Annotated in this window: 17 protein-coding genes and 1 pseudogene; 5 read left to right on the top strand and 13 right to left on the bottom strand. The window is 47.3% G+C overall.

What is annotated here, in order from left to right; translation table 11 throughout:
* Positions 1–62: 62 nt before the first annotated feature.
* Genes AC1HDJ_RS03975 through AC1HDJ_RS03960 form a run of 4 tightly spaced genes read right to left on the bottom strand, consistent with a single transcriptional unit; the run spans position 63 to position 3256 of the window.
* Complete coding sequence (locus AC1HDJ_RS03975; protein WP_479533537.1) at positions 63–632, bottom strand: DNA topoisomerase family protein; 570 nt, start codon at positions 630–632, stop codon at positions 63–65.
* Positions 633–1106, bottom strand: a complete 474-nt coding sequence (locus AC1HDJ_RS03970; protein WP_438623203.1) for a DUF494 family protein — start codon at positions 1104–1106, stop codon at positions 633–635.
* Positions 1099–2205 carry a DNA-processing protein DprA gene (gene dprA / locus AC1HDJ_RS03965; RefSeq protein WP_479536986.1) on the bottom strand — a complete coding sequence of 369 codons (1107 nt, stop codon included), beginning with the start codon at positions 2203–2205 and terminating at the stop codon, positions 1099–1101. The genes AC1HDJ_RS03970 and dprA overlap by 8 nt, the downstream gene beginning before the upstream one ends.
* Complete coding sequence (locus AC1HDJ_RS03960; protein WP_479533534.1) at positions 2189–3256, bottom strand: LysM peptidoglycan-binding domain-containing protein; 1068 nt, start codon at positions 3254–3256, stop codon at positions 2189–2191. Before AC1HDJ_RS03960 ends, dprA begins: the two co-directional genes overlap by 17 nt.
* Before the next feature lie 98 nt (positions 3257–3354).
* On the opposite strand from AC1HDJ_RS03960, the gene def reads away from it, so the two are divergent.
* The 5 genes from def (at position 3355) to mscL (ending at position 8137) form a co-directional block, all read left to right on the top strand.
* Positions 3355–3867, top strand: a complete 513-nt coding sequence (def, locus tag AC1HDJ_RS03955) for a peptide deformylase (RefSeq protein WP_479533532.1) — start codon at positions 3355–3357, stop codon at positions 3865–3867.
* A gap of 12 nt (positions 3868–3879) precedes the next feature.
* Entirely contained in the window at positions 3880–4827 is a 948-nt protein-coding gene (gene fmt, locus AC1HDJ_RS03950) for a methionyl-tRNA formyltransferase (RefSeq protein ID WP_479533530.1), read from the top strand.
* 63 nt (positions 4828–4890) lie between these two features.
* Complete coding sequence (rsmB, locus tag AC1HDJ_RS03945; RefSeq protein WP_479533528.1) at positions 4891–6180, top strand: 16S rRNA (cytosine(967)-C(5))-methyltransferase RsmB; 1290 nt, start codon at positions 4891–4893, stop codon at positions 6178–6180.
* A 24-nt stretch (positions 6181–6204) separates the two neighbouring features.
* The gene (trkA, locus tag AC1HDJ_RS03940; protein WP_479533526.1) at positions 6205–7581 is read left to right on the top strand and encodes a Trk system potassium transporter TrkA; all 1377 of its coding nucleotides are present in this window, start codon (positions 6205–6207) and stop codon (positions 7579–7581) included.
* A gap of 142 nt (positions 7582–7723) precedes the next feature.
* Positions 7724–8137: a large-conductance mechanosensitive channel protein MscL gene (mscL, locus tag AC1HDJ_RS03935; protein WP_479533524.1), complete on the top strand. Its 414-nt coding sequence runs from the start codon at positions 7724–7726 to the stop codon at positions 8135–8137.
* A gap of 142 nt (positions 8138–8279) precedes the next feature.
* Here mscL and AC1HDJ_RS03930 read toward each other — a convergent pair.
* The 9 genes and pseudogenes from AC1HDJ_RS03930 to rplO all read right to left on the bottom strand — a co-directional run.
* A pseudogene (locus AC1HDJ_RS03930) lies at positions 8280–8495 on the bottom strand (integrase core domain-containing protein); the annotation flags it as partial.
* Between the two features lie 121 nt (positions 8496–8616).
* A complete protein-coding gene (gene rplQ, locus AC1HDJ_RS03925; RefSeq protein WP_438623196.1) occupies positions 8617–9003 on the bottom strand; it encodes a 50S ribosomal protein L17 in 387 nt (128 codons plus the stop codon).
* 40 nt (positions 9004–9043) lie between these two features.
* A complete protein-coding gene (locus AC1HDJ_RS03920; RefSeq protein WP_438623195.1) occupies positions 9044–10033 on the bottom strand; it encodes a DNA-directed RNA polymerase subunit alpha in 990 nt (329 codons plus the stop codon).
* 25 nt (positions 10034–10058) lie between these two features.
* Entirely contained in the window at positions 10059–10679 is a 621-nt protein-coding gene (rpsD, locus tag AC1HDJ_RS03915) for a 30S ribosomal protein S4 (RefSeq protein WP_479533521.1), read from the bottom strand.
* A gap of 34 nt (positions 10680–10713) precedes the next feature.
* The gene (rpsK, locus tag AC1HDJ_RS03910; protein ID WP_479533518.1) at positions 10714–11103 is read right to left on the bottom strand and encodes a 30S ribosomal protein S11; all 390 of its coding nucleotides are present in this window, start codon (positions 11101–11103) and stop codon (positions 10714–10716) included.
* A 14-nt stretch (positions 11104–11117) separates the two neighbouring features.
* On the bottom strand, positions 11118–11474 hold the full coding sequence (rpsM, locus tag AC1HDJ_RS03905; RefSeq protein WP_438623192.1) for a 30S ribosomal protein S13: 357 nt from the start codon (positions 11472–11474) through the stop codon (positions 11118–11120).
* 145 nt (positions 11475–11619) lie between these two features.
* Positions 11620–11733 (bottom strand): 50S ribosomal protein L36, encoded by a 114-nt coding sequence (gene rpmJ, locus AC1HDJ_RS03900; RefSeq protein ID WP_010862711.1) that lies wholly within the window; start codon positions 11731–11733, stop codon positions 11620–11622.
* A gap of 34 nt (positions 11734–11767) precedes the next feature.
* Positions 11768–13093, bottom strand: coding sequence for a preprotein translocase subunit SecY (gene secY / locus AC1HDJ_RS03895; RefSeq protein ID WP_479533515.1), 1326 nt, complete (start codon positions 13091–13093; stop codon positions 11768–11770).
* 7 nt (positions 13094–13100) lie between these two features.
* Positions 13101–13535, bottom strand: a complete 435-nt coding sequence (gene rplO / locus AC1HDJ_RS03890; RefSeq protein ID WP_438623190.1) for a 50S ribosomal protein L15 — start codon at positions 13533–13535, stop codon at positions 13101–13103.
* Positions 13536–13538 lie beyond the last annotated feature (3 nt).

Here is a 13538-nt window from a genome sequence, read left to right as displayed (position 1 = left end):
TCAGTGATAAGAGTTGGTTATTATCTTTTTTTAACATATGACATAAAAATAGACCGCACTGTTCAGTCAGCCGTATGATTTTTGTCATCCACCAAGGCAACCCATGCCGCACAACATTTGCTGGCACATTGCTGCTTTATTCCCTGTGCTGTTTTTCGCTCTTGCAATAAAGGGTAGTGACATTGCTGGCACTCCCCCTGTACGGGTTTAAAATTGATAATAAACTGGCAGTTTGGGTAATGATTACACCCATAAAATGTTTTGCCGTAGCGCGATCGCCGTTGCACCAAATGCCCTTTCATACACTGCGGGCAAGTAATATCCATGTCTGCGGGTTCTTCCAGAGATTGTGTGTACTCACAAACCGGGTAAGCTGAACAGCTGATAAACATGCCGAATCTTCCTTGGCGCAACACCATTGTCTGGCCGCATTCGGCACATAACACGCTATCAAGACTTTTTACAATAACACTTTCGCGTGCCTGTACAGGCTGCAAATAGTGGCACACAGGATAAGCGCTACAACCAAGAAACAGCCCACGCTTGCCTTGTTTAATTTGCAAGAGTGCTCCACATTCTGGGCAGCAATCTACGATATCTTTCACCGGAAACACTGTATCTTTACGAGTCATTTAGTGCTGCAATCCTTCATTAGCGTCGAAAAGAAGCTCTTCCATCTTTTCATATGCACTTTCATGTCCGGGAACATTAAACAGCACCATCAGGATAACCCATTTTACATCTTCCAAATCCAGCTCGTCTGACTCGATCTCCATGACCCTATCAATCACCATTTCTCGGGTATCTGAATCGAGCACTTGGATCTGTTCAAGAAACAGTAAAAATCCCCGGCAGGTTAACGAGATTTTATTCTCTTCTTCTTGTGTATAAATACGTACGGTATTAGGTGCAGGAGCCAGCAAATAAGGCTTAATATCACTCTCTTGCAGTTCGGCCAGTTTCTCCAACCAGATAAGGGCTTTATTTATATCATCCTGATGAAAACCGGCTCTTGAGAGCTCATCAGTTAAGATATCCTGATCAACGCGCATTTCTTGTTCGGTATGCACGTAGGTTTCAAATAAGTACATCAATACATCAAACATGGCCTGTCCTCCTAATTCGGACATAGCCGCCAGGTACTGCTGTGATCCAGCCCGTTAACTCAAGCTCTAGTAACTTTACCAAAACATCAGAAACAGACTGACCGGTACGTTCAGCGACAACATCTACAGGTGTAACTTCTTCCGTTACGGTAGCTAACACCTCAGCAAATGGCAATTGCTCAACTACGGGATCATCATTTAATTCTTGCTGCTGTTCATTTACCCAACAAATTAGGTTGCTCAGCTGTTCTAAAACATCACTGGGTGTTTCCACCAACCAAGCCCCTTGCTTGATGAGTTGATGACACCCTTTACTCGCTCCGTGCCCCACAGCCCCCGGTAATGCAAAAACCTCGCGCCCCTGCTCTAATGCGTAACGCGCTGAAATCAGCGATCCACTCGACTCTGTTGCCTCAACCACCAATAATCCGACCGATAACCCACTGATAATACGGTTACGCCGCGGAAAATATTCCGGTTTTGCTGCCTGCTGGGGGAAAAACTCAGAAATCACTGCCCCGCCTTGCGCGCAAATACGCGCAGCAAGAGAAGCATGCTGGGCAGGATAGAGCTTCTGTAGCCCTGACCCAAGCACCGCAACGGTAGAACCATTCGCTTCCAATACTGCTTTATGGCAATACGCATCAATACCCAATGCTAATCCACTGGTCACCACAATACCGGCACGAGCAAACTCACTGGAAAAATAACTAGCCCATTGCTGGCCGTAAGCCGTGCAGTGGCGGCTTCCTACCATTGCCAATTGTGGGCGCATTAATACATCGGGATCCCCCCGCACAAACAATACCGGAGGTGGTGCTGAAATCTCTTTCAACAGTGAGGGATAAAACGGTGAGTCAAAGGTAATAATATGGCAGTCAGGGTTATCAGCCCAGAGCTTACAACTTTCAGCAATAGCCAAAGATTGTTTGAACCAGTGCTGAATTTGGCTATCACTCCAACCAATATTCTGCCATGCAAGCTGATCGAATAGGGGAAAATCAGCAATAGAATAACGGGAAAGAAGCTGCTGAATGCGCACCGGGCCCATACCCGGCACGCTGTATAAGCGCAGCCAAGTATCAAGAAGATTCGGCATAGCGAGGGCTAACAAGCTCAGCACCAACCCGAGTTGGCTCTTGTAACGACATAATCAAGCCAAGGCTGAGTTTATCGGTGACTTGAAATACCACCAGTTGCCCAACAAACTCACCCGGCAAACGCTCATCTTTACGATCAGCCCAGCGCTGGCCGACACTTGCATCCTGCGCAAGTTTACGCCCTTCACGCGTTGAAACCGTTGCCAGACCAGGGTGTCGAATCAAAAATACATCCCCCGCCTTTACACCTTGCTCAGTACCCGCATCTAACACCACTATATCGCGGGGTGTCATCCACTCACTTTGATTTGAGTTCTCCAACACACTCGCTTGTGTCAACGTTGCCGCCCGTAAAGCCATATTGGTTGAATAGGCTTCGGCATCAGCTTCTGGCAATACAACATCTCCGGCAATGATCTCAAGCAGCGGATCACCGATCACGAGCGCGCCACTGACCACACCACTATCAACTGCTTCAATAGTGGCAACTCTCGACATTCTGACCCCGAGCAGTTTGTTATCCTGATTTTTTACCGGTAACTGAGCACGGAATACCGCATAACGCTGCCCGGCAATCAGCAGGCCATCAACATACAACGGGCGACCGCCCGTCATACGGCGCTGACCATCATTATTACCAATAACTCTGGGAAGATCTGACAACGCTTTTTGGTCAATAACTTGCTGCTGATTCACATATGTCAGTAAACGGCCCACATCGAGCACCGGTACCGGCGTTAAGCCGGAATACGCACTTTGCACACGAGGATCTTTAGTCAGCACCGGCTTGCCGTTTATCCAACGTAAAAACAGGTGATCACCAGGATAGATCCAGTGCGGATCGGTAATTTGCTGATTCGTTTGCCAAATTTCAGGCCAACGCCACGGCTGAGTTAAAAACCGCCCAGCGATATCCCACAGCGTATCCCCCCGCTTAACAATATATTCAGAAGGATAATGATCTTTTAACTGAGGAGCACTTATACTCAGCCACGGCAACAACAAAAATAGATATAGCCAGCGAAACTTCACGGCATTTAATCCTTCCATAAAATGGTTAACCACCAAATGCTGTCAATCAAGGGTTAAAATGTCTAGAATGAGACTGATTATCGGTTTAAAAATCAAGGTGCAGTTCCAAGACTCTTATGGCGATATTGCAAGTATTACATTTTCCCGACGAACGTCTGCGCACTAAAGCAGCGCCTGTCGTTGACGTAACACCCGAAATTCAACGTATTGTTGATGATATGTTCGATACCATGTACGAAGAAGAGGGTATTGGGCTTGCTGCTACGCAGGTCAATATTCATCAACGTATTGTCGTGATTGATCTTTCAGAAGAAAGAAATGAACGCCTTGTTCTAATCAACCCTGAATTGATCGAAAAATCTGGCGATACCGGTATCGAAGAGGGCTGCCTTTCCGTTCCCGGTTCACGCGCACTCGTTGCACGTGCCGAAAACGTTAAAATTCGGGCATTAAATTACGAAGGTCAGCCTTTCGAGCTTGAAGCGGATGATCTGCTCGCCATCTGTATCCAACATGAAATGGATCACCTCGAAGGCACTTTGTTTGTTGACTATTTATCCCCACTGAAACGTCAACGTATCCGCCAGAAAATCGAGAAGATGGATAAGCAATCTCGTCGACAGTCTTAACGGAGCTACGTTTTGAGCCAATCACTACGGATCGTTTTTGCCGGTACACCTGACTTTGCTGCGCGCCACCTTGAGGCTTTATTAGCCTCACAGCATCAGATTGTTGGCGTGTATACTCAACCGGATCGCCCAGCAGGGCGCGGGAAAAAACTCACCGCAAGCCCGGTAAAAGTGCTGGCTCAGCAACATGCTATTCCAGTATTTCAACCGCCAACACTGCGTAAAGAAGAGCATCAAACACCACTGGCAGCGTTAAATGCTGATATTTTAGTGGTCGTTGCCTATGGCTTAATTTTACCACAAGCCGTACTCGATATGCCGCGCTTAGGCTGCATTAACGTGCATGGTTCTCTGCTTCCGCGCTGGCGTGGTGCAGCGCCAATCCAACGTTCTATCTGGGCTGGTGATACCCACACGGGGATCACCATCATGCAAATGGATATCGGCCTTGATACCGGCGATATGCTGCACAAAGTCTCTTGTGCGATAGAACCAACCGAGACCAGTGCATCGCTCTACCAGAAATTAGCCGATATGGGGCCAGAAGCCCTAGTGGATACCTTGACGCAACTCGCTGACGGAAAAGCGCAACCTCAGGTACAAAATGAGGCTGATGTGACCTATGCAGAAAAACTCTCCAAGGAAGAGGCCAAACTTGATTGGCAACAACCGGCAGATTTTCTCGCTCGCTGTGTCAGAGCGTTTAATCCATGGCCGATGAGTTATTTTTCTGTTGCCGATCAAAATATTAAAGTCTGGAATGTGGAAGTCATCAATACCTCCCACAACACACAACCCGGCACAATATTACAAGCCGATAAGCACGGTATTTATGTGGCTACCGGCACCGGCATCCTGAACCTGATCACACTGCAACCACCAGGGAAAAAACCCATGGCCATTCAGGACCTCCTGAACTCACGCCGTGAGTGGTTTACCCCCGGAAATATCCTCGCCTAATTATCGATAGCCGGCATTGCCGGCTTTTTTTGATCACCGTTTAATGACTCTGACTGGGTTGCTATGAAAACAAATTTACGTGCGGCAGCGGCCGAAGTGATCCACCAAGTACTTGATCGCGGGCTTTCTCTTAGCAGCGTGTTACCCAAAGCACAGCAACAGATTGCTGAACGCGACCATGCTTTATTACAAGAGCTCTGCTTTGGTACACTACGCGTCTTACCTCGGTTAGAGAGCTGTTTAAAACAGTTGATGGATAAACCACTCACCGGCAAACAGCGGGTTGTTCACCACCTATTGATACTCGGGCTATATCAACAAATTTATACCCGCATTCCCCCTCATGCTGCCGTTGGCGAATGTGTTAACGCTGTTGTTAGCTTAAAACGGCCGGCATTACGCGGATTAGTAAATGGTGTGCTACGCCGTTTTCAGCGTGAAAGTGATGAAATATTGCGTATCAGCGATCAAAAAACTGCTGATAATTGCTTACATCCACAGTGGTTTGTAAAGCGCTTACGGGCAGCATATCCAGAAAAATGGGCCGATATTTTACACAATAACAATCAAAAGCCCCCGATGTGGCTGCGTGTAAACCGCCAGCACAACACCCGAGATCAATACCTTGCCCTGTTGCAGCAACAAGAAATTGAAGCAACTGCCCACCCGCTGCAAGCCGATGCAATTTTCCTGACCACGCCTAGCGCTGTCACTGCCCTACCAGGTTTTGATCTTGGCTGGATCACCGTACAAGATGTTTCCGCTCAACACGCCGTAGATCTGCTTGCGCCACAAAATCATGAGTTGATCCTCGATGTTTGCGCCGCACCGGGCGGAAAAACCACTCACATACTCGAAGCCGCACCACAAGCACGCGTGATTGCCGTTGATGTCGAACAAAATCGTCTCAATCGGGTACAAGAGAACCTCAATCGCCTACAGCAACAAGCAACTCTAATTTGTGGAGATGGCAGAACACCACAAGCGTGGTGGCAAGGTGAACAGTTTGACCGGATCTTGCTTGATGCACCTTGCTCAGCAACCGGCGTAATTCGCCGTCATCCTGACATTAAATGGCTGCGCCGTGATGATGATATTGCAACCTTGACCGCATTACAGCGCGAAATTCTTGATGCTAACTGGCAACAACTCAAACCTGGTGGCACTCTAGTTTACGCAACCTGCTCAATATTGCCGGAAGAAAACGCACTGCAAATTGATGATTTTCTTCAACGTACACCTGATGCTCAGCGCATAGATCTGGATACCGAAACTGCCCCATACTGGCAGCTTCTTCCCGACACGCTCAGTGGTGATGGCTTCTTCTATGCCAAACTGAAGAAAAGTATCTAACCGCAAAGACATGGAAAAAACTTCATGAAAATCATTATCCTCGGTGCAGGTCAAGTCGGTGGTACATTGGCTGAGAACTTAGTCGGTGAAAATAACGACATCACCATAGTCGATAAAGATCCTGAACGTTTACGTCAACTGCAGGATAAATTCGATCTCCGAGTTGTACTCGGCCACGGTGCGCACCCACGCGTATTACGTGAGGCTGGCGCACAAGACACAGATATGTTGGTTGCCGTTACTAACTCTGACGAAACCAACATGATTGCGTGCCAAGTCGCCTACTCACTCTTCAATACTCCAAACCGTATTGCACGGATCCGCGCCCCCGAATACATAAAAGAGCAAAGCCGCTTATTTAGTAACGAAGCTGTACCTATTGACTATTTAATCTCACCAGAACAACTGGTTACTGACTATATCCGTAAACTGATTGAATACCCTGGTGCACTGCAAGTTGTTAATTTTGCAGAGGATAAAGTCAGTTTAGTTGCAGTTAAAGCCTACTATGGCGGGCCACTGGTCGGTAACGCACTCTCCGCCTTACGTGAACACATGCCACACATTGACACCCGCGTTGCCGCTATTTTCCGCCAAGATCACCCCATTCGTCCTCAAGGCACCACCATCATAGAAGCTGATGACGAAGTTTTCTTTGTTGCCGCCACGCACCATATCCGTGCCGTAATGAGTGAATTGCAACGGTTAGAAAAACCGTATAAACGCCTGATGATTGTCGGGGGGGGTAACATAGGAGCTGGATTAGCAAAAAGCCTTGAACAAACCTACAGTATAAAACTTATCGAACGAAACCCTGAGCGCGCGGCAGAATTAGCCGAAATGCTACACGACACCATCGTTTTTTGTGGTGATGCCTCCGACCAAGAACTTTTATCCGAAGAGCACATCGAACAAATTGATGTCTTTATTGCCATCACCAATGACGATGAAGCGAACATAATGTCAGCTATGTTAGCGAAAAGACTCGGCGCAAAAAAAGCCATGGTACTTATCCAACGTACTGCTTACGTGGATTTGGTACAAGGCGGCGTTATTGATATCGCCATATCACCTCAACAAGCCACTATTTCAGCCTTACTTACTCACGTCAGAAAAGCCGATATCGTCAGCGTCTCTTCCTTGCGGCGCGGGGCTGCAGAAGCCATTGAAGCCATTGCACATGGTGATGAAACTACGTCCAAAGTTGTCGGCCGTACAGTGTCTGAAATACGACTACCTCCAGGCACCACCATTGGTGCAGTAGTCCGTGGTGAAGAAGTCTTTATCGCACACGATGACACAACAATTGAGCAGGGTGATCACGTCATCATGTTCCTGACTGACAAAAAACACATCCCTGATGTTGAACGCCTGTTCCAGCCAAGCCCGTTCTTTTTGTAACGTTCCTCCCCCCCCCAATAACTAAAAAAGCAGAGCTATCTCTGCTTTTTTATTACCCATGACAACAAACAACACTACAAAAAAGACACAATGCATCACATACTATCAATACCCATATTCACCTTAATTGATAGGAAACACTATGAGCTTTTTAAAAGAATTTCGTGAATTTGCCATGCGTGGCAACGTGGTTGATCTTGCCGTCGGTGTCATCATCGGTGCAGCATTTGGTAAAATAGTCTCATCGCTCGTCGCCGATATCATCATGCCACCACTTGGATTACTGATAGGTGGTATTGACTTTAAACAGTTCCATCTCGTTTTACGTGAAGCCGCTGGCGGTGCTCCCGCCGTGATGCTCAACTACGGCATGTTTTTACAACAACTGTTTGATTTTACCATCGTCGCCTTTGCTATTTTTATTGCAATCAAAGCGCTTAACCGCTTAAAACGCAAAGAAGATGCACAAGAAGAAAAACCAGCAGTAGCAGAACCAAGCACACAAGAAAAACTACTCATTGAAATCAGAGATTTACTCAAACAACAACAAAAATAAGAGATTAGAGATTAGAGATTAGAGATTAGAGATTAGAGATTAGAGATTAGAGATTAGAGAGGATAAAACAGGATAAAACAGGATAAAAAAATAAAGGTGGGATTTAAAAACACAAGAAAAGTAGTAGCACCAAATGCAATGACTAGTCCTGATATAAGTTGACAGTTTTCTGTCTGTAAAGCGCCTGATGAACATCATCGGGCGTTTTGTATTTCAGGGCCAGGTGTGGCCGCTCATGGTTATAAATTGCCACGGATTCTTTTACCATTTCCCGGGCTTGCGCTAGGTCTGCAGGACGCGAGAGTAAAAACTCATTTTTCAGGATCCCGTTTATTCGCTCAGCCAGTGCATTTGGGTGCGTTTGAACTCAATCATCATCACGTTCTCCAGATTTAAGTCAGGAACGTGTCAACGCTATTCAGGACGGGTCACAAGATATAAAAAAGCCGGGATAAACCCGGCTTTTTTATTAGGGGCGATTACTCAGCTGCTGCTTCTGCAACAGACTCAGCACGGTCAACCAGCTCGATGTAAGCCATCGGAGCTTTGTCACCCGCACGGAAACCGCACTTCAGGATACGAGTGTATCCGCCAGCACGATTTACAAAACGTGGGCCCAGTTCATTAAACAATTTTGCAACGATCTCGTTATCACGAGTACGTGCGAATGCCAGACGACGGTTAGCAACACTGTCAATCTTAGCTAGCGTGATCAGCGGCTCAACCACACGACGCAGCTCTTTTGCCTTAGGCAGGGTCGTCTTAATTACTTCATGACGAACCAGAGAGCTGGCCATGTTGCGGAACATAGCCTGACGATGGCTGCTGTTACGGTTCAGTTGACGACCACTCTTACGATGGCGCATGACCTTATCCTTCTCAGAAAAACCTTAACCTGTGATCTGGTTACTCGTCAGCAATACTTGCTGGAGGCCAGTTTTCCAGGCGCATACCCAGAGACAAACCACGAGATGCCAAAACGTCTTTGATTTCAGTCAGAGACTTCTTACCAAGGTTTGGAGTCTTCAATAGTTCAACTTCTGTACGCTGTACCAAATCACCGATGTAGTGGATAGCTTCTGCCTTAAGGCAGTTAGCAGAGCGGACAGTCAATTCCAGATCGTCGACAGGACGCAGCAGAATCGGATCGAACTCCGGCTTCTCTTCCTTCACTTCCGGCTGACGAACATCACGTAAGTCAACGAAAGCTTCCAGCTGTTCAGCCAGAACGGTCGCGGCACGACGGATCGCTTCTTCAGGATCAATTGTGCCGTTGGTTTCCATCTCGATAACCAGCTTGTCCAGATCGGTACGCTGTTCTACACGGGCAGCTTCAACATTGTATGCAATGCGCTCTACCGGGCTAAAACAGGCATCGACGAGTAGACGACCGATCGGACGCTCGTCTTCTTCTGTATGAATACGAGCTGAAGCCGGCACATAACCACGACCACGCTGAACCTTGATACGCATGCTAATTGCTGCGTTATCATCAGTCAGATGGCAAATTACATGCTGCGGATTCACGATCTCAACATCACCGTCATGGATGATGTCGGCTGCGGTTACAGGGCCGATACCAGATTTATTCAGAGTCAGAATGACTTCATCTTTACCCTGAACCTTGACCGCGAGCCCTTTCAGGTTGAGCAAGATCTCCAGGATATCTTCCTGTACACCTTCTTTGGTGCTGTACTCGTGCAGTACACCATCAATTTCAACCTCAGTCACCGCGCAACCCGGCATAGACGAAAGCAGAATGCGGCGCAGTGCGTTACCCAGAGTATGGCCAAAGCCACGCTCAAGTGGTTCAAGGGTGACCTTGGCATGCGTCGAACTGATTTGCTCGATATCTACCAGGCGCGGTTTAAGAAACTCTGTCACAGAACCCTGCATTGTGTCCTCTCTTTGCTGCTAAGCCTTACTTGGAGTAAAGCTCGACGATCAGGTGTTCGTTAATGTCCGCAGACAGATCGGAGCGCTCAGGAATGCGCTTGAACACACCTTCCATCTTAGCAGCATCTACTTCCAGCCATACTGACTTTTCGCGCTGCTCAGCCAGCTCCATCGCTGCCTTGATACGAGCCTGCTTTTTAGATTTCTCACGAATGCTGATAACATCATTCACAGAAACTTGGAAAGAAGCTACGTTAACGACTTTACCGTTAACCATGATCGCTTTGTGGCTTACCAGTTGACGTGCTTCAGCGCGAGTAGCACCAAAACCCATACGGTAAACTACGTTATCTAAACGGCCTTCCAACAGTACCAGCAGGTTTGCACCAGTGTTACCCTTGAGGCGAGCTGCGGTTTTGTAATAGTTACGGAATTGACGCTCTAAGACACCGTAAATACGACGTACTTTTTGCTTTTCACGCAACTGAACACCGTAGTCAGACAGGCGAGGCTTGCGCGCACCGTGTTGACCTGGAGCGGTGTCAATTTTACACTTAGAGTCAATCGCGCGTACACCTGATTTCAAAAACAGGTCAGTACCTTCACGACGGCTCAGTTTGAGCTTAGGGCCCAGATATCTTGCCATTTTCTTTCTCCAACAATCCTATAGAAACGTCGAGTTATACGCGGCGTTTCTTCGGCGGACGACAACCGTTGTGAGGAATCGGAGTCACATCAGTAATGTTAGTGATGCGGAAACCAGCCGCGTTTAACGCGCGAATGGAAGACTCACGACCTGGGCCTGGGCCCTTGACCATTACTTCCAGGTTCTTTAGACCGTAATCTTTAACCATTTCAGCACAGCGCTCTGCAGCAACCTGAGCAGCAAATGGAGTAGATTTACGAGAACCACGGAAACCTGAACCGCCAGCAGTAGCCCAACCAAGAGCATTGCCTTGACGATCAGTAATAGTCACAATGGTGTTGTTGAAAGACGCATGGACATGAGCCACACCGTCAGAAACTTGCTTTTTTACACGCTTACGTGCACGAATTGGAGCTTTAGCCATTTTCTAAACCCCGATTATTTTTTGATCGGTTTACGCGGGCCCTTACGGGTACGCGCGTTGGTCTTAGTACGCTGACCGCGAACTGGTAGACCACGACGATGACGCAGACCACGGTAGCAGCCAAGGTCCATAAGACGCTTAATGCTAAGGGTCACTTCACGACGCAGGTCACCTTCTACGGTGTACTTGGCAACTTCGTCACGCAGCTTATCGATTTGTTCTTCAGACAACTCACTGATCTTAGTGCTTTCAGTAATACCCGCTGCAGCTAGAATAGCTTGAGAACGAGTTTTACCAACGCCATAGATCGCAGTTAATGCGATTACAGCATGCTTATGATCAGGAATGTTAATGCCTGCAATACGGGCCATATGCACTCCTAAGTTTTATTTATGGTGATGCCAGTCTGAAAAGCCCGTTTTCAGGATACCCAAATGACATACCAACTTCACACAAAAGGTCGGCTGGCTAATTTAGCCAGCCGGCCGTCACTTTGCAAGAAAAATATGCAGTAAATCAGCCTTGACGCTGTTTATGCTTTGGCTCGCTGCAAATTACACGCACAACACCGTTGCGCTTGATAATTTTGCAGTTACGGCACAGCTTCTTAACGGAAGCACGAACTTTCATTTCTACTCTCCGCAACCTTTGGTGGTTCTCTGAATTAACGGCTATACCCTTTCAGGTTTGCTTTCTTCAGAGCGGACTCATACTGATGAGACATCAGATGGGTCTGTACTTGAGCCATAAAATCCATAATGACAACAACAACGATCAGCAACGATGTGCCACCGAAGTAGAATCTAACATTCCATGCTACCATCATAAATTCAGGTATCAAGCAGATAAAGGTGATATATAACGCACCTGCTAATGTCAAGCGTGTCATCACTTTATCAATGTACTTCGCGGTTTGTTCACCCGGACGGATCCCTGGCACGAACGCACCTGACTTCTTCAGATTATCTGCTGTCTCACGCGGGTTAAACACCAACGCGGTATAGAAGAAGCAGAAGAAGATGATTGCAGCTGCATATAACATAGCATGCAACGGTTGACCCGGTTGCAACGCTAATGCAATGTCAGACAGCCATGTCATACCAGATCCTTGTCCAAACCACTGCGCAAGCGTAGCGGGGAAAAGGATGATACTGGAAGCAAAAATAGCAGGAATAACGCCAGCCATATTCACTTTCAGTGGCAGATGTGTACTTTGTGCCGCGAATACTCGACGACCTTGCTGACGCTTGGCGTAGTTTACTACAATTCTACGCTGTCCGCGCTCAACAAATACAACAAAATACGTAACTGCAAAGACAATAGCCGCAATCAACAACAGCAGAAGTACATGCAGTTCGCCTTGACGCGCCTGTTCAAACGTATGTCCGATAGCTGTAGGCAATCCGGCCACGATACCTGCAAAGATAATCATGGAGATACCGTTACCGATACCGCGCTCAGTAATTTGTTCACCTAGCCACATAAGGAACATTGTTCCCGTAACTAAGCTCACAACAGCTGTAAAGTAGAAACCAAAGCCTGGATTATCGACCAGACCTGGAACCATACTCGGCAAACCTGTTGCTATACCGATTGCTTGGAATGTACCTAATACTAACGTGCCATAACGGGTATAGTGGCTAATCTTGCGACGCCCCGCTTCCCCTTCTTTCTTTAACTCAGCTAACGCAGGATGAACTACAGTTAACAGTTGGACAATAATAGAGGCCGAAATATACGGCATAATACCCAAAGCAAAGATAGACGCACGCTGAAGAGCACCACCGGAGAACATATTAAACATCTCGATGATGGTGCCCTTCTGCTGTTCGAACAAGGTCGCAAGAACAGAGGCATCAATACCAGGAATTGGCACGTAGGAGCCAGCGCGGAATACGATAATCGCACCTAACAGAAACAGTAAGCGACGCTTTAGCTCTGTCAGCCCACCCTGAGCACCTCGAAAATCAAATCCTGGTTGTTTAGCCATCTGTTAATTATTCCTCGATTTTACCGCCAGCGGCTTCAATAGCTGCACGCGCACCTTTGGTGACACGAAGGCCACGAACGGTTACAGCGCGAGTTACATCACCAGACAGAACAATCTTAGCGAATTCCATATCTTTAGTGATGATGTTCGCTGCTTTTAGCGCGTTCAAATCAATTTGATCGCCTTCTACTTGAGCTAGCTCTGACAGACGAACTTCGGCTGTTACAGCAGCTTTCATAGAGGTAAAACCAAATTTAGGTAAACGACGATACAAAGGCATTTGACCGCCTTCGAAACCGCGACGCACACCACCGCCAGAACGAGATTTCTGACCTTTGTGACCACGGCCGGCAGTTTTACCTAAACCAGAACCGATACCACGACCTACACGCTTAGCTGATTGCTTAGCGCCTTCAGCCGGAGAAAGAGTATTCAAACGCATCTG

Source organism: Plesiomonas sp. ISS29 (genome assembly GCF_056522795.1).
The sequence above is the reverse complement of the archived record's forward strand: the minus strand, read 5'-3'. Positions and strand labels throughout refer to the sequence as shown.